Annotated in this window: 14 protein-coding genes and 1 other annotated feature; of the genes, 13 read left to right on the top strand and 1 reads right to left on the bottom strand. The window is 47.1% G+C overall.

Features of this window, described 5'->3' with window-relative positions; all coding sequences use genetic code 11:
- Positions 1-227: 227 nt before the first annotated feature.
- From ilvE to thrB, 13 genes are all read left to right on the top strand, one after another.
- The gene (ilvE, locus tag ACXAF2_RS22335) at positions 228-1,127 is read left to right on the top strand and encodes a branched-chain-amino-acid transaminase (protein WP_475141919.1); all 900 of its coding nucleotides are present in this window, start codon (positions 228-230) and stop codon (positions 1,125-1,127) included.
- A 15-nt stretch (positions 1,128-1,142) separates the two neighbouring features.
- A complete protein-coding gene (ilvD, locus tag ACXAF2_RS22330) occupies positions 1,143-2,810 on the top strand; it encodes a dihydroxy-acid dehydratase (protein WP_475141917.1) in 1,668 nt (555 codons plus the stop codon).
- Positions 2,811-3,070 (top strand) — a binding site (T-box leader). It abuts the gene before it with no gap.
- A gap of 368 nt (positions 3,071-3,438) precedes the next feature.
- On the top strand, positions 3,439-5,160 hold the full coding sequence (ilvB, locus tag ACXAF2_RS22325; RefSeq protein WP_475141916.1) for an acetolactate synthase large subunit: 1,722 nt from the start codon (positions 3,439-3,441) through the stop codon (positions 5,158-5,160).
- A complete protein-coding gene (ilvN, locus tag ACXAF2_RS22320; protein WP_034761039.1) occupies positions 5,157-5,681 on the top strand; it encodes an acetolactate synthase small subunit in 525 nt (174 codons plus the stop codon). Before ilvB ends, ilvN begins: the two co-directional genes overlap by 4 nt.
- A gap of 61 nt (positions 5,682-5,742) precedes the next feature.
- Positions 5,743-6,774, top strand: a complete 1,032-nt coding sequence (ilvC, locus tag ACXAF2_RS22315) for a ketol-acid reductoisomerase (RefSeq protein WP_475141914.1) — start codon at positions 5,743-5,745, stop codon at positions 6,772-6,774.
- On the top strand, positions 6,761-8,314 hold the full coding sequence (locus tag ACXAF2_RS22310) for a 2-isopropylmalate synthase (RefSeq protein WP_475141912.1): 1,554 nt from the start codon (positions 6,761-6,763) through the stop codon (positions 8,312-8,314). The genes ilvC and ACXAF2_RS22310 overlap by 14 nt, the downstream gene beginning before the upstream one ends.
- Positions 8,315-8,376: 62 nt before the next feature.
- Positions 8,377-9,489 (top strand): 3-isopropylmalate dehydrogenase, encoded by a 1,113-nt coding sequence (gene leuB, locus ACXAF2_RS22305; protein ID WP_475141911.1) that lies wholly within the window; start codon positions 8,377-8,379, stop codon positions 9,487-9,489.
- A gap of 111 nt (positions 9,490-9,600) precedes the next feature.
- Positions 9,601-11,016 (top strand): 3-isopropylmalate dehydratase large subunit, encoded by a 1,416-nt coding sequence (leuC, locus tag ACXAF2_RS22300; RefSeq protein WP_475141909.1) that lies wholly within the window; start codon positions 9,601-9,603, stop codon positions 11,014-11,016.
- 11 nt (positions 11,017-11,027) lie between these two features.
- Complete coding sequence (gene leuD / locus ACXAF2_RS22295) at positions 11,028-11,633, top strand: 3-isopropylmalate dehydratase small subunit (RefSeq protein WP_475141907.1); 606 nt, start codon at positions 11,028-11,030, stop codon at positions 11,631-11,633.
- Positions 11,633-12,616, top strand: coding sequence for a threonine ammonia-lyase (ilvA, locus tag ACXAF2_RS22290; RefSeq protein ID WP_475141906.1), 984 nt, complete (start codon positions 11,633-11,635; stop codon positions 12,614-12,616). Before leuD ends, ilvA begins: the two co-directional genes overlap by 1 nt.
- Positions 12,617-12,833: 217 nt before the next feature.
- Positions 12,834-14,132 carry a homoserine dehydrogenase gene (locus tag ACXAF2_RS22285; RefSeq protein WP_475141905.1) on the top strand — a complete coding sequence of 433 codons (1,299 nt, stop codon included), beginning with the start codon at positions 12,834-12,836 and terminating at the stop codon, positions 14,130-14,132.
- A complete protein-coding gene (gene thrC / locus ACXAF2_RS22280) occupies positions 14,129-15,190 on the top strand; it encodes a threonine synthase (RefSeq protein ID WP_475141903.1) in 1,062 nt (353 codons plus the stop codon). Before ACXAF2_RS22285 ends, thrC begins: the two co-directional genes overlap by 4 nt.
- Entirely contained in the window at positions 15,187-16,122 is a 936-nt protein-coding gene (gene thrB, locus ACXAF2_RS22275; RefSeq protein ID WP_475141902.1) for a homoserine kinase, read from the top strand. The genes thrC and thrB overlap by 4 nt, the downstream gene beginning before the upstream one ends.
- A 49-nt stretch (positions 16,123-16,171) precedes the next feature.
- On the opposite strand, the gene ACXAF2_RS22270 is transcribed toward thrB, so the two are convergent.
- On the bottom strand, positions 16,172-16,477 hold the full coding sequence (locus ACXAF2_RS22270; protein ID WP_475141901.1) for an AbrB/MazE/SpoVT family DNA-binding domain-containing protein: 306 nt from the start codon (positions 16,475-16,477) through the stop codon (positions 16,172-16,174).
- Between the last annotated feature and the right edge of the window lie 101 nt (positions 16,478-16,578).

The raw sequence follows: 16,578 nt of genomic DNA, 5'->3' as shown, positions 1-16,578 counted from the left end.
TTATAATCAGATTAATCTAAATAGTCAAATAATTTACAAAAAGCCTGTTGACCTTACCGGGAAACGGGAGTAATATTGTCCTCAATAAAAAAATCTGAGCCAGCAGTAAACAGCAGGAATACCGAATCAAGCGGCTGTTCGAATGTGCTCCAAGTCAACGGACTATCGTTGCAAAAATAAATTTCTGAATAATCAAATAAATTTCAACCGGGAAAGGAATGATTAACATGAACGAACAGTGGATCTACTTAGACGGACAATTTGTAAAAAAGGAAGACGCAGTTGTATCTGTGTACGACCATGGATTTCTATATGGAGATGGAGTGTTCGAAGGGATTCGAATGTATGATGGGAACGTGTTCCGTCTGGAAGAGCATGTTGATCGCCTTTATGATTCTGCAAAATCCATCATGTTGCATATCGAAGTCACTAAAGAAGAGATGAGCGACATTATCGTTGATACATTGAAAAAGAATCAACTCGAGAATGCCTACATACGTGTGGTCATTTCTAGAGGTGTTGGAAACCTGGGATTGGATCCATTTACTTGTAGGAAGCCACAAATCATCGTCATTGCAGAACAATTAGCCCTATTCCCTAAAAGCTTATACGAAACGGGCATCGATATCGTAACAGTGGCCAGCCGCCGAAATCGTGCAGACGTTCTTTCACCAAAGGTTAAGTCCTTAAACTACTTAAATAACATTCTCGTGAAAATCGAAGCGAACCTTGCCGGTGTAAGTGAAGCATTAATGTTGAACGATCAAGGATATGTAGCAGAGGGATCCGCAGACAATATCTTCATTGTCAAAAAAGGAAAGATCCTGACGCCTCCCGGATATGTAGGGGCCCTTGAAGGGATCACCCGTAATGCCATCATCGAGATCGCCGGTAAATTAGGATTCGAGATGAAGGAAGAAGTCTTCACCCGTCATGATGTGTATACAGCGGATGAAGTGTTCTTAACAGGGACAGCCGCAGAAGTCATTGCCGTTGTCAAGGTTGATGGCCGTGTAATCGGTGAAGGGAAACCTGGAAAGTATACAAACCAATTATTGCAGGAGTTCAGAAACACTGTCACGCAGGATGGAAGAAAAGTTTACAAACAGAATGCTCAAGTTGGCTAAGTTGGAGGTGATGACGTGCGAAGTGACATGATCAAGAAAGGAATCGACCGGGCTCCCCACCGCAGCTTACTATATGCGACGGGAGTCAAGCTCGAAGACATGGAAAAACCATTTATCGGGGTGTGCAATTCTTACATCGACATCATTCCCGGTCATATGCATTTAAACGGATTTGCCCAGGTGGTGAAAGAAGCGATACGAGAAGCCGGCGGGATTCCATTCGAATTCAACACAATCGGTGTGGATGATGGAATAGCAATGGGACATATCGGGATGAGGTACTCATTGCCAAGCCGGGAACTGATTGCCGACTCGGCAGAAACCGTCATCAACGCTCACTGGTTCGACGGAGTGTTCTACATTCCGAACTGTGACAAGATCACACCGGGAATGCTCATGTCAGCTGTCCGGACAAACGTCCCTTCCGTCTTTGTATCAGGAGGACCGATGGAAGCTGGGGTTTCCAGCGACGGGAAGCCATTATCACTCGTATCCGTTTTCGAAGGAGTCGGTGCCCATCAGTCAGGAAGGATGACAGCCGAACAGCTTCTCGACATTGAAGCCAATGCATGTCCCACTTGCGGATCATGCTCAGGAATGTTCACAGCGAACTCCATGAATTCCCTGATGGAAATGTTAGGAATGGCTCCACCAGGAAATGGAACCATTGTTGCCACATCGGAAGAACGGCATCAGTTAATCAAGGATGCAGCCAACTATCTGGTTGAAATGGTCAAGAAGGATATTAAACCAAGAGACATCATAACAAAAGACACCATCGATGATGCATTTGCTTTAGACATGGCCATGGGAGGTTCAACCAATACCGTCCTCCACACACTGGCGATTGCCAATGAAGCGGAAATCGATTACGACATCAACCGGATCAATAAAGTCGCTGAGCGAGTTCCCTATTTATCTAAAATAAGCCCGGCATCAGATTACTCCATGCAGGATGTTCACAATGCAGGCGGGGTCAGCGCCATCATTAAAGAACTATGTGAAATGGAAGCTGTACACAAAGATCGCATCACGGTTACAGGAAAGTCACTATATGAAAATGTGAAGGATGCTCATATTCAAAATGACGATGTCATTCGTCGCAGGGAAAATGCTCACAGTCCAGTCGGAGGATTATCCGTCCTCTTTGGAAATATCGCTCCAAACGGGGGAGTCATCAAAGTCGGAGCAGTCGACCCATCTATTAAAACCTTCATGGGTGAAGCGATTGTATTCGAATCTCAGGATGACGCACTTGCCGGAATCGAAAGTGGAGAAGTGAAAGAAGGGCATGTTGTAGTCATCCGATATGAAGGACCAAAAGGCGGACCGGGAATGCCGGAGATGCTGGCACCGACGGCAGCCATTGCAGGACGTGGTCTTGAAAAGAAAGTCGCACTCATGACAGACGGTCGATTTTCAGGGGCATCCCGGGGCATTTCAATCGGTCATGTCTCACCGGAAGCGGCTGAAGGAGGACCGATCGGTGTTGTTGAAAATGGAGATCCCATCTTCATTGATCTAACGAATCGAACGATCTCCCTCATGGTTTCAGAAACAGAACTTCAGTTCAGGCAAAAGGAGTGGGTACAGCCACCTCCAAAGATCAGAAAAGGTTATTTAGCACGATATGCCAAACTTGTCACGTCAGCCAGTACAGGTGGAATTTTGAAAACGGAATAGAGTAAAGCGTTGAAGAGGTAAAAGGATTGGAAATCGTATTTTCAGAGAGCTGGTGGTGCTGCAAACCAGTAATACATCCAATGCCGACATCCCCTCTGAGTATCGTTCTGAACCTCTAAAAGTAGGAACGATCGAGTAGATGATACTCGTTACAAAAACAAAGGCTGGTGAAACCGATCAGCCTGCAAAGGGAGATGATATCCGTTGTCTCTGAATTAGGGTGGTACCGTGGAAAGGATGAAGACCTTTTCGCCCCTGCGAAAGATGAACTCTGTCGTAGTGGGTGGAAAGGTCTTTTTTGTTTGGGAAAGTGGATGAATAAAGCTAAGGTTCAGGTGGTTCACCGCCTGCGCTTTTAATATATCCAGCTCCGGCGGCTAGAGGCTCGAGGTCATAAAGCAAACATACCAAAAAGGCAAAGAACGCCTTTCTGGCATATTCGCTTTATGCTTGTCGCCTCTTACCAAGCCGCCTGCGCTTTTAATATATCCAGCTCCGGCGGCTAGTCCCTCGAGGTCATAAGTCAATCTCGCCAAAAAGGCAAAGAGCGCCTTTTCAGCGATCTTGCCTTATGCTTGTCGGGCCTGACCAAGCCGCCTGCGCTTTTAATAAAAGGAGGAGATAGGCAATGAGAGCGAAGGTAGAGGCAGAACCGGCTTCACAGACACTAACAGAAAACGTCAACGGTGCTGATATGCTCATGAAAGCTTTGAAGGAGGAAAAGGTTGAGATTCTGTTTGGGTACCCTGGAGGAGCGGTCTTGCCGATTTACGATGCTCTATACAAAGCCCCGATCAAGCACGTTCTCGCTCGTCATGAGCAAGGCGCCATCCATGCGGCAGAAGGGTATGCCCGTGTATCAGGGAGACCGGGTGTGGTCATTGCCACGTCAGGACCGGGAGCGACGAATTTAGTGACAGGGATTGCCGATGCCATGATGGATTCACTGCCTCTTGTTATTTTCACCGGGCAGGTGGCTTCAGGGGTCATCGGAACCGATGCATTCCAGGAAGCGGACGTAGTAGGGATTACGATGCCGATCACCAAGCATAATTATCAGGTGCGTGATATTAAAGATTTACCGAGGATCGTGAAGGAAGCCTTTCATATTGCATCAACCGGCAGGCCCGGACCGGTACTTGTGGACATTCCGAAAGACTTGACCTTGCAGCAAGCTTATCCGGTAAACGATGTGGAAATGGACTTACCGGGGTACCAGCCTAACTTCTATCCCAATCCGCTTCAAATCAAGAAACTGGTGGAAGCCATCAAGGTATCCATGCAGCCGGTCATCTTAGCCGGGGCAGGAGTTCTTCACGGAAAAGCAACGGAGGAACTGAAGGCTTTCGCAGAACAATATGACATCCCGGTGATTCACACTCTCTTAGGCTTAGGTGGGTTTCCGGCAGATCACCCATTGTTTCTCGGTATGGCGGGGATGCATGGATGTTATGCAAGCAACATGGCACTCCACGAATGTGACTTGCTCATCAATATCGGTGCCCGATTTGACGACAGGTTGACCGGGAATCTTGCTACCTTTGCACCACGGGCAAAGGTGGTCCATATTGACATCGATCCGGCGGAGATCGGAAAGAACGTCAAAACGCAGATCCCGATCGTAGCCGATGCCAAACAGGCACTGGAAAAACTTCTTCAACATGAAGAAGAGAAACCTGATTTCGATGCCTGGCATCATCATCTTAAGTCATACAAAAGGGAATATCCTTTCTGGTATAACCAGGCCCACGATGTTCTGTCACCTCAACGCCTCATCGAACAGGTGTATGAAATGACAAACGGGGAAGCGGTTGTTACAACAGACGTGGGACAGCATCAGATGTGGGCGGCACAGTATTACTCTTTTAAAAAGCCGAATAATTGGGTCACTTCAGGAGGCCTTGGCACGATGGGATTCGGATTTCCGGCAGCGATAGGGGCTCAGTTAGCGAATTCAGACAGTACAGTGGTTGCCTTTGTAGGAGATGGCGGATTCCAGATGACTCTTCAAGAACTGGTGCTGCTGAAAGAGTTGAACCTTCCTGTTAAAGTGGTGCTTCTAAATAACGGTACCCTCGGAATGGTGAGGCAGTGGCAGGAAACATTCTTTGAAGAAAGGTACTCCCAATCGGTGTTCTCCACCCAGCCTGATTTTGTGAAGCTGGCTGAATCATACGGAATCAAAGGATATCGGGTGAAAACCCAGGAAGAAGTGGATTCTGTTTTAAAAGAAGCCTTAACAAGTGATGAACCGGTACTCATCGATTGCTGGGTGAATCCAAAGGAAAATGTCTACCCGATGGTGGCTCCAGGGAAGGGATTACATGAAATGTTAGGAGTGAAACCATGAGGAAACGGATTGTAACGGCTCTCGTTCATAACCGGAGCGGTGTCTTGAATCGGGTGACCGGATTGTTTACTAAACGTCAGTTCAACATTGAAAGCATTTCTGTAGGATACACAGAAACCGAGGGGATTTCGAGGATGACCTTCGTTGTCAATGTAGAAGACGATCGCAAAATTGAACAGCTCTTAAAACAACTTCATAAACAAATTGATGTCCTCAAGGTCTCCGACATCACGGATCAAGGAGTCGTCGCCAGGGAACTGGCACTCATCAAGGTGTTGAGTACAGGGCAGACCCGATCTGAAATCAATGGGATCGTAGAACCTTTCAGAGCGGCAATCATTGATGTGGCAAGGGACAGCGTAACCGTCCAGGTAACCGGGGAAACCTCCAAAATTGAAGCCATCATCGATTTGTTAAGACCGTACGGAATTAAAGAAATTGCCCGAACAGGCATCACGGCATTCGCAAGAGGAAATGGTAAGTCGGTGACGGATTTAAAACAATATTCAATCGTGAATTAGAAGCTGCTGGATTCACACTTTTAAAAAACTTATTATTCAAAAAATGGAGAGGATGAGGGAAATGGTAAAGGTATATTATAACGGAGATGTGAATGAAGAGGTTTTAAAAGGAAAAAAGGTAGCGGTTGTCGGTTATGGTTCACAGGGTCACGCACATGCTCAAAACCTGAAGGAAAGCGGATTTGATGTTGTAGTGGGATTACGGAAAGGGAAGTCGTGGGACCAGGCTGAAAAAGACGGATTCGATGTCTACTCCGTCCGCGAAGCAAGTGAACAGGCGGACGTCATCATGGTTCTCCTGCCTGATGAGCATCAGCCGAAAGTGTATGAGGCAGAAATCAAGCCGGCCCTGTCTGCAGGGAAAGCACTGGCGTTTGCACACGGATTCAATATCCATTTCCATCAAGTCGTTCCTCCGGAAGATGTAGATGTTTTCCTGGTAGCACCGAAAGGACCGGGACATTTGGTAAGAAGAACCTTTGAAGAAGGAGCCGGAGTGCCTGCACTCTATGGGGTTTACCAAAATGCTACAGGTCAAGCCGGTGAATTGGCGCTCGCATATGCAAAAGGTGTAGGGGCAGGACGCGCAGGAATCCTGGAAACATCCTTCCAGGAAGAAACGGAAACCGATCTGTTCGGGGAACAAGCGGTCCTGTGTGGAGGAGTGACATCCCTTGTGAAAGCAGGATTCGAAACGCTGGTTGAGGCAGGTTATCAGAAAGAGGTTGCCTATTTCGAATGTTTACACGAATTGAAGCTGATTGTTGACCTGATGTATGAACAAGGATTGGAAGGAATGCGCTTCTCAATCTCGGACACAGCACAATGGGGAGACTTCGTTTCAGGGCCTCGGGTGGTGAACGAAGAAACGAAAGCCCGCATGAAGGAAGTATTAACCGATATCCAAACAGGGAAATTTGCGAAGGGATGGATCCTGGAGAACCAGGCGAACCGTCCGGAATTCAACGCCATCAATCAGCGTGAAAGTCAGCATCCGATTGAAGTCGTTGGAAGAGAGCTTCGTAAAATGATGCCATTTGTACAGAAGCCTTCTACTAAAGAAAAGGAAGTGGTTGCGAGTGCGAACCATTGAGATCTTTGACACAACTCTACGGGACGGTGAACAGTCAGCGGGCGTAAATCTTAATACGATTGAAAAGATTGAAGTGGCGAGACAGCTGGAAAGGCTGGGGGTGGACGTCATTGAAGCAGGGTTCCCTGCAGCTTCAAAAGGAGACTTCGATGCCGTGCAGCGGATCGGCTCCACGATCAAGAACAGCTCGGTAACAGGTCTGGCGCGAGCCCAGCAGCGGGACATCGATGCGGCATGGGAGTCGCTTAAAGGAACGGCCGAACCAAGGCTGCATGTGTTCCTGGCCACCTCTCCCATTCACATGACTCATAAGCTGAAGATGACACCTGATCAGGTCATCGATACAGCGGTCCAGGCCGTTCAGTATGCGAAGAAATTTTTCCCGGTGGTTCAGTGGTCGGCAGAAGATGCGTGCCGATCTGATCTCAATTTTTTAGTGAAAATCATGGAGAGGGTGATTGCGGCAGGTGCTTCTGTCATTAACCTGCCCGATACGGTAGGGTATATCACTCCTCATAAATACGGTGAACTATTTCGATATGTGAGAGAGAACGTTCCGAATATCGACGGAGTAAAGCTATCGGCTCATTGTCATGATGATTTGGGGATGGCCACAGCCAATTCACTGGCTGCCATTGAGAACGGAGCCGATCAAATTGAAGGAACGATCAATGGAATCGGCGAACGTGCCGGGAATGCAGCTCTGGAAGAAATCGCAGTGGCTCTTAGAATCCGGGAAGATTTTTACGGAGCCACTACCCGTCTGAAGCTGGATGAAATCAAGAAAACAAGCTCTCTTGTCAGTAAGCTGACGGGGATGAGAGTACCGGCTAACAAAGCGGTTGTAGGTGATAATGCTTTCGCTCATGAATCAGGCATTCATCAGGACGGAATGCTGAAGGAAAAAACGACGTACGAAATCATCACTCCTGAATTGATTGGAGTGAATGCAACCCGCCTGGTACTGGGAAAACACTCAGGACGTCACGCCTTTAAAAATAAAGTGGTTGAATTAGGATTTGAACTTTCAGACGAGAAGCTTAATGAAGCATTTCATGCATTCAAGGATCTGGCGGATAAGAAGAAGGAAATCGTCGATGAGGATCTCTTCAGCATCCTGACGAATAAGCAAACGGAAATGGCCGAAGCTGTCGGCTTTACATTAGAAAGAATGCAGGTCCAATATGGCATGGACAATATCCCGACGGCCACGATCGAATTGAAGTTCGAGGACGGAAGTGTAACCCGGCTCGCTTCAACGGGTTCAGGAAGTGTAGAAGCTATCTACAATACAATCGAAAAAATCCTGCCAAGTCCTTCTAGATTATTAGATTACAAAATCAACTCAGTAGGAGGGGGCCGTGATGCCCTTGCAGAAGTTTATGTCCGACTCGAATATGACGGAGAAAAGACAAGCGGACGCGGAACCGCCCAGGATGTATTAGAAGCATCAGCTCGCGCTTACCTGAATGCAGTGAATCGATCAGCACAACGGAAGTCACATTCCATGGAGAAGGAAGCAGTGGAAGCCAGCTTGTAAGACAGAGAGCCTTGTAAATCAAGGCTCTCCCATCAAACCAACCAAAACAGGAGGTAATTCTAATGAAGAAAAAAATCGCTGTACTACCAGGAGACGGTATCGGTCAAGAGATCATGGACGGGGCATTAGAAGTACTGAAGGCAGTGGGTGATTGGTTCGGTCATGAATTTGAAGTGGAGACAGGTCACATCGGCGGGGCTGCCGTCGATCGCTTCGGTACACCATTACCTCCTGAAACGATCAAGCTATGTAAAGATAGTGACGCTGTATTATTAGGAGCCGTAGGAGGTCCAAAGTGGGAGCATCTTCCGAAAGAGCTTCGTCCTGAAAAAGGTCTCCTGGCGATCCGTAAAGAGTTCGGGCTATTCGCGAATCTGAGACCAGTGAAAGCATTTGAAAGTTTACTGGGTGCATCCCCGCTAAAACGGGAGATTGTAGAAGAAGTAGATTTGGTGATTGTCAGGGAACTGACAGGGGGATTGTACTTCGGTCAGCCGTCCGGTCGTCAAGGGAAGAGAGACGAAGTAGCAGTTGATACCCTTGTATATGAAAAAAGTGAAATCGAACGAATTGTTCATAAAGCCTTCAAGCTGGCTCAAAAACGCAATAAAAAATTAACGTCCGTTGACAAGGCAAATGTCTTGGAAACAAGTCGAATGTGGCGAGAAGTCGTGAATGAAGTGGCGGCTGATTACCCGGATGTGGAAGTGGAACATATGCTGGTCGATGTCGCTGCCATGAAGCTGATGTATCAGCCGAAGCAATTTGATGTACTGGTGACTGAGAATATGTTCGGGGATATCCTGAGTGACGAAGCCTCCATGATCACAGGCTCGCTGGGAATGCTTCCTTCAGCCAGTTTAAGAGGGGACTCCTTCGGGCTTTACGAACCTGTACACGGCTCTGCACCCGATATCGCCGGAAAGGGAAAAGCCAATCCACTGGCTATGATTCTATCGGTTGCCATGATGCTCAGACATTCCTTCGGCTTAAAAGAAGAGGCTGAAATGATTGAAATGGCCGTTCAGGAAGTCCTGAACGCAGGCTACCGTACAGGAGACCTTTGGACAATGGGGCGAGGAACCGTCGTTGGGACCGGTGCCATGAGCCAGCTGGTTGTAGAGCGCTTAGAAGCGGATCATGCCCTGTCTTCGATCCTGGCGGCTTATTTATAAGATCGATTTGATTGGAAAGTACCAGTGGAAATCAACCACTACTCAATCAGCAACAATTCTACCAATACAGTGTTAACGGAATAAAAATGTTACCAAACCAGGAGGGAGTTCATGGCAGGGAAAAATATCATCGAAAAGATATGGGAAAAACATATCGTGCACAGAGAAAAAGGAAAGCCGGATTTACTGTATATAGATTTGCACCTTGTACATGAAGTTACGTCTCCCCAGGCATTTGAAGGGCTGCGCTTAAAGAATCGAGAGGTGCGGAGACCGGATTTAACCTATGCCACGATGGATCATAATGTACCGACAAGAGAGCGTCACATCATCAGAGATGAAATCGCTCGACTTCAAATGGATACGTTGAAGAAAAATTGTGAGGAATTCGGTGTCACTCTCGCCGATATTCATCATCCTGATCAAGGGATTGTCCACGTCATCGGTCCAGAGCTCGGTTTGACACAGCCAGGGAAAACCATTGTTTGTGGGGACAGTCACACCTCTACCCACGGAGCTTTCGGAGCGCTGGCTTTCGGGATAGGTACGAGTGAAGTGGAGCATGTTTTAGCAACCCAGACCCTCTGGCAATCGAAGCCGAAAACCCTTCAAGTGGAAGTAACTGGAGAGTTGGGATTCGGTGTTACGGCAAAAGATGTGATCCTGAACATCATTTCTACTTACGGGGTAGGATTTGGAACGGGATATGTCATCGAATTCACCGGTGATGTGATCCGAAATCTATCAATGGAAGAAAGAATGACGGTTTGCAATATGAGCATCGAAGCGGGAGCCAAAGCGGGATTGATCAGTCCTGACGAAACGACCTTCGCTTATTTAGAAGGTCGGGAGTATCTGCCGAAGCATAAATCATATGAACAATGTAAAGAAGAGTGGAGATCATTGACGAGTGATGAGGACGCCGCTTACGATCACAAAATCGAGGTGAAAGGTGAAGAAATTGAGCCTCATGTAACATGGGGAACCAATCCGGGGATGGGCGCATCGATTTCAAGGTCCGTCCCTCACCCGGAACAGTACGCAGATCCTTCTGAAAGAGAAGGGGTTGAAAGGGCGATCCATTATATGGGGCTCGAGGCGGGTATGAGAATAGAGGACATAGAGGTTGATTATGTGTTTATTGGCTCGTGTACGAATTCGCGCTTGAGTGACTTGAGGGCGGCGGCTGAGGTGGTGAAAGGTCATACTGTAAAGCAGGGCGTAACCGCCTTGGTTGTTCCGGGATCGTTTAAAGTGAAGAAAGAGGCTGAAGAACAAGGCCTGGATACCATTTTTAAAGAAGCCGGATTCCAGTGGAGGGAAGCTGGTTGCAGCATGTGCCTGGCGATGAATGATGATATCGTTCCACCGGGCAAGCGCTGTGCATCGACTTCCAACCGGAACTTTGAAGGCCGGCAAGGAAACGGATCAAGAACCCATCTGCTCAGCCCATCCATGGCCGCTGCGGCTGCCGTGACCGGAAAACTGACAGATGTACGAAAACTTGAAAAAATGCCAATTTCATAGGAGGTGAAAAGGTGGCAATCAATCATGTGGAAGGAAAAGTGTTTCCTCTAAGAAGAGACAATGTGGACACGGATCAAATCATCCCAAAACAGTTTTTAAAACGAATTGAGCGTAAAGGCTTTGGTCAGTACTTGTTTTATCATTGGCGGTTTGAAGACGATGGGAAGTCCCTAAGAGACGATTTCTTATTAGACACACCACAATATCAAGATGCCGAGGTTCTCCTCGGTGGAAAGAATTTTGGGTGCGGATCTTCTAGGGAACACGCTCCGTGGGCCCTTCAGGACTATGGGTTTAAAGTGATCATCGCCAAAAGCTTTGCAGATATTTTTTATAACAACTGTTTGAAGAATGGGATCCTGCCCATTCAGCTTGAAGAGAAAACAGTGGATGCTCTTTTAAGAAATGAGAGTCATGTAGATTTATATAAAATGGAAGTGTCCCTTGAGCATCAGACGATTTGTGACTCGGAAGGTCAACGCGTCTCCTTTGAAATTGATCCCTACTGGAAAACGATGCTTTTGAAAGGGCTGGATGAGATCGATTTAACTTTGCATTACGGAAAAGATATTGAAGAATACGAAAAAAATTATGAGGTGAGTGGCTTGGGAATTTAATGGATAACACTGAAGTTGTAGAGGCAATGGAAAGAATCAGTCATCGGGTGCATCGAACACCGTTAAAGCAATCATCGACGCTGAATACGTTCACTGGTGGAGAGATCTATTTGAAAATGGAGAACCTGCAGCGAACAGGTTCCTTCAAAGTAAGAGGCGCAATGAATAAAATCATGTCATTGTCTGAAGAAGAAGCGGGTAGAGGCATCATTGCCGCATCTGCAGGAAATCATGCCCAAGGTGTGGCACTGGCTTCATCCCTGCGCGGAGTTCCGTCGAAAATCTTCATGCCGAAACGAACACCTTCCACAAAAATTGCGGCAACGAAACATTACGGAGCTGAAATTGTCCTGACTGGAGACACCTATCAGGAAGCCTACGGGGCAGCACTTGAAGAGAAAATCAGAAATGGCTCGACGTATGTTCATGCATTTGATGATCATAAAGTGATGGCTGGGCAAGGGACAGTCGCACTGGAAATGCTTCAGCAACTCAGTGATTTAGACATGATCCTGGTACCTGTTGGCGGAGGCGGTCTGTTGGCCGGGATGGCAATGGCCGTAAAAGCCTTTAACCCCCGAGTGAAAATCGTCGGCGTACAGGCACTGGGAGCACCGGCTACGTATAACTTCTTTACAGGAAGAAACAAAGGATCTCTGGAGCATGTGCACACCATTGCAGACGGGATTCTCGTCAAGAAGCCTGGGGAGCTCACGTTTCCGATCATCCGGGAGTATGTAGACGATATGGTCACGGTTACGGATGAAGAAATCTCCTATAGCATCATGTTCATGCTTCAACGGGAAAAAACGCTGGTTGAAGGAGCAGGAGCAGCATCCTTAGCGGCAGCCATGTGCCAAAAGGTCAAGGTGCATGGAAAGAAAGTCGGCTGTGTCATCAGTGGCGGAAATGCCGATCCGAGCAAGATCCCTGTGTATCGGGATCTATCCAAAATGGCCAGACAGCTGCATCATATCGTGTAAAAGAAGGGCGGCTCTTAACTACATGGTTAGTTAGGAGCGGTCCTCTGTTTATAAGTGGTGGAGTTTTATAATAATTCTTCCAATCTATGAGTAATGAAAGCTTTTACATTCTAAAAATACGAAAATACCTATTGTAATAGGTAATTTTTTCTACTATAATGTCCACTATACAAGAACAAATGTACACGAGAAATATACAAATGGAGGTTTTCGGCTTATGGAATCAATTTCAATCGGACTTTTAGGACTCGGAACGGTGGGAGCCGGCGTGGTGAAGATTGTAGAGAATCATCAGGATAAACTGTCCCATCAAATCGGCTGCCCTGTGAAGGTGAAAAAAGCCCTTGTTCAGGATTTAGAGAAAGATAGAGGACTGGAAATGGAAGACAGCATACTGACCTTAAATCCTGAGGAAGTCCTGTTTGATCCTGAAATTGATATTGTGGTCGAGGTAATGGGAGGAATCGAAGCGACGAAGGAACATCTCCTACATGCACTGCACCAGAAGAAGCATGTCGTAACGGCAAACAAGGATCTCATGGCCCTTCACGGACCGGAGTTACTAAGGGCAGCATCAGAAAACGGCTGTGACCTATTCTACGAAGCAAGCGTCGCAGGAGGAATCCCGATTTTAAGAAGTTTAGTAGATGGCCTCGCCTCCGATCGCATCACGAAAATGATGGGAATCGTCAACGGAACAACGAACTTTATCTTGACGAAGATGACGAAAGAGGGACGGACCTTCGATGATGTTCTCCAGGAAGCCCAGGACTTAGGCTATGCAGAAGCGGATCCGACGGCAGATGTAGGCGGCTTGGATGCAGCGAGAAAGATGGCGATTCTTTCAACGTTAGGGTTTTCCATGAACGTCGATTTAGCCGATGTGAAAGTGAAAGGTATTACGGAAGTGACGGGTGAAGACATCCAATATGCCGAACAATTCGGCTACACAATGAAGCTCATCGGCTATGCTCACCGTGAAGGGGAGAGTGTTGAAGTGAGCGTGGAGCCCACTCTGCTTCAAAATGAACATCCACTCGCATCCGTCCATGATGAATATAACGCAGTGTACGTATACGGGGAAGCGGTTGGTGAAACGATGTTTTACGGTCCGGGGGCAGGAAGTCTTCCAACTGCCACAGCCGTCGTATCAGATATGGTAGGGATTATGAAGAATATGAGATTGGGAGTCACGGGTAAGAGTGCGGTGAATCCGCAATTCCCCAAAAAGTTAAAAGAACGGAATGAAATTCATTCAAAATATTTCTTGCGTCTGCACGTTCAGGATGAAGTAGGTGTCTTAGCAAAACTCACTTCCATCTTCTCGCATCACGGTGTCAGTTTCGAGAAGATCCTGCAGAATCCGTTAGACAGTGATGAGTTTGCTGAAATTGTCCTTGTGACTCATAAAGCATCCCTTGATCATTACGAAGACATTTTGATGGAGCTGAAGGATTATGAAGGAGTTCATTCGATTGAAAGTTCATACCGTGTAGAAGGAGGAGACAAAGAATGAGATGGAAAGGGTTACTGGAGCAATACGGGAAGCATCTTCCATTAAATGATGACACTCCTCGTCTAACGTTAAATGAAGGGAATACACCCTTGGTTGAATTAAAAACGCTGTCCCGGGAATGGGGCATCGAGTTGAATGTGAAGGTTGAGGGAGCAAACCCTACCGGATCCTTTAAAGATCGCGGAATGGTTCTCGCCGTTGCCAAAGCAGTAGAATCGGGAAGTTCGACGGTCATTTGCGCCTCTACGGGAAATACCTCTGCTTCAGCTGCAGCCTATGCAGCGAGGGCAGGAATCAAATGTATCGTGGTCATCCCAGAGGGGAAAATTGCTCAAGGGAAATTAGCTCAAGCTGTCATGTATGGTGCCGAAATCATTTCCATCGAGGGAAATTTTGATGAAGCCCTCGAAATCGTCCGTGAGTTGAGTAAAACCGAATCTGTCACTCTTGTGAATTCAGTGAATCCATATCGATTGGAAGGACAGAAAACAGCAGCTTTTGAAGTCATCGAAGGGTTGGGTGAGGCTCCTGATGTGCTTGCCATCCCTGTCGGTAATGCAGGGAATATTTCGGCTTACTGGAAAGGATTCAAAGAATACCACAATCTCAAAGCCTCGACTTTACCACGAATGTTTGGCTTTGAAGCGTCGGGAGCAGCAGCCCTGGTCCATGACAGGGTGTTTCCTCAGCCTGAAACGATTGCCACTGCGATCCGCATCGGGAACCCTGCAAGCTGGACGTTAGCAATCGACGCGTTGAAGGAATCAAACGGACATATTGATGAAGTAACCGATGAAGAAATTCTTGAGGCCTATCAGCTGCTTGCCAGTAAAGAAGGGATATTTGCCGAGCCCGCTTCATGTGCCTCGATTGCTGGAATAAAGAAATCATTAGATAAAGGCTTGATCGAAAAAGGTTCAAAGGTAGTGGCGGTGCTGACAGGTAATGGCTTAAAGGATCCGGTTACGGCCATGGAATGCAGTCCGGTCACACCGGTGAAGTTGCCCAACGATCGTGAAATGGTGCAGGACTATATTAAAGGGACAATTGGCGTATGAAAAGACGTGACCCCCGCTCCTGGAAAATCATTGTCCCTGGAAGCACAGCCAATTTAGGAGCTGGATTCGATTCTTTGGGCTTGGCGTTAAATGTATTTTTAACCGTTGAGGTACACGAAGCAGAAGATTGGCAAGTGATCCCCCTTTCTTCTGCTCTGGAGGTCTTTCCGGCTGATGAGACACATTTTATCGTTGAGGTCGTGAAAGAGGTGGCGGATGACTATGGTAAGAAGCCTTCTCCTTGTCACCTCTACGTATCCAGTGACATTCCGTTGACGAGAGGGTTAGGCTCCAGCGCAGCAGCGGTTGTGGCGGGCATTGAGCTTGCCAATGCCCTGTGTGAGTTGAATCTGTCACAAGAAAAGAAACTGGCACTGGCAAATCGATTTGAAGGTCATCCCGATAACGTTGGAGCTTCACTATATGGCGGGTTTGTAATCAGCTGTCAGCATGATAGGGGTGTAAGTCTTTTATCGGTCCCTGATCTTCCTATTGATGTGGTATGCGTGATTCCCAAAGCTGAACTGAAAACATCGGATTCCCGAAATGTACTCCCTGATAGTCTTTCCTTTGAAGAATCCGTGGAAGCCGGAGCGATTTCAAACGTACTGGTAGCGGCATTTCTAACGGAAGATTGGGAAACAGTAGGGAAAATGATGAAGCGAGACAGGTATCATCAGCCCCACCGAAGAAAGCTGCTTCCACACTACGATGCAGTAGAAGAGGTAGCGGGCCGTTTCGGGGCATTCGGTGTCGCCTTAAGTGGTGCCGGGCCGACGATTGCCTGCTTTGTGGAACGGGAAGCAAGTGAATGGCTCGCACGGCAGCTGGAACAGTCCTTCCCGAGCATGAACGTCCGCAAACTATCCATCTCCCCGTCGGGAAGCAGCATCACCATTGAACAACCAAAGGTCCGTCCCTCGTCGCTTTGAAACATGCGAGGGACGGACCTTTTTGGGTGGGGGATCCAGGTTCTTATGGTTATTTTTCTCTTGAAATCATAAAACAATTTTCTGTTTCATTTACGATCAGGTAGTAGGGTGATTGATGGGTCATGCCCATTTCTTCCCGGAGTTCTTTTGGGATATGGACGGTTCCTTTTTCTGAGACGTAGCGCTTGTTATGAGTAGAGTCTTTGACCGCGCGCTTAATATATATACAGCTGTTTTGGTAGATGAGTTCTGCAAGTCTTCCTGGAATGAGTCCAAACTGTTCTCTCCATTTGTGGGGAAGGGTAATCGTACCGCTTTTACTGAATGTTTTGCTACCATACATCGTGCTTAACATGTAGCATCACCTTCTTTCACTATCATTGCTTCTCTTTTTTCCTCTTACATGAAAAATAAACACAATTTTGAAAAAATAGGAAGATGGTTGTGGTGTGTTTA

The organism is Rossellomorea sp. ABR4_004, from assembly GCF_056159585.1.
This window is presented reverse-complemented; position numbering and strand designations above follow the sequence as displayed.

Bases quoted from the DNA above. Each gene is read 5' to 3' on its own strand.
- ilvE (WP_475141919.1), top strand. From the start codon at position 228: ATGAACGAACAGTGGATCTACTTAGACGGACAATTTGTAAAAAAGGAA.
- ilvB (WP_475141916.1), top strand. From the start codon at position 3,439: ATGAGAGCGAAGGTAGAGGCAGAACCGGCTTCACAGACACTAACAGAA.
- ilvN (WP_034761039.1), top strand. From the start codon at position 5,157: ATGAGGAAACGGATTGTAACGGCTCTCGTTCATAACCGGAGCGGTGTC.
- ilvC (WP_475141914.1), top strand. From the start codon at position 5,743: ATGGTAAAGGTATATTATAACGGAGATGTGAATGAAGAGGTTTTAAAA.
- leuB (WP_475141911.1), top strand. From the start codon at position 8,377: ATGAAGAAAAAAATCGCTGTACTACCAGGAGACGGTATCGGTCAAGAG.
- leuC (WP_475141909.1), top strand. From the start codon at position 9,601: ATGGCAGGGAAAAATATCATCGAAAAGATATGGGAAAAACATATCGTG.
- ilvA (WP_475141906.1), top strand. From the start codon at position 11,633: ATGGATAACACTGAAGTTGTAGAGGCAATGGAAAGAATCAGTCATCGG.
- ACXAF2_RS22285 (WP_475141905.1), top strand. From the start codon at position 12,834: ATGGAATCAATTTCAATCGGACTTTTAGGACTCGGAACGGTGGGAGCC.
- thrC (WP_475141903.1), top strand. From the start codon at position 14,129: ATGAGATGGAAAGGGTTACTGGAGCAATACGGGAAGCATCTTCCATTA.
- thrB (WP_475141902.1), top strand. From the start codon at position 15,187: ATGAAAAGACGTGACCCCCGCTCCTGGAAAATCATTGTCCCTGGAAGC.
- ACXAF2_RS22270 (WP_475141901.1), bottom strand. From the start codon at position 16,477: ATGTTAAGCACGATGTATGGTAGCAAAACATTCAGTAAAAGCGGTACG.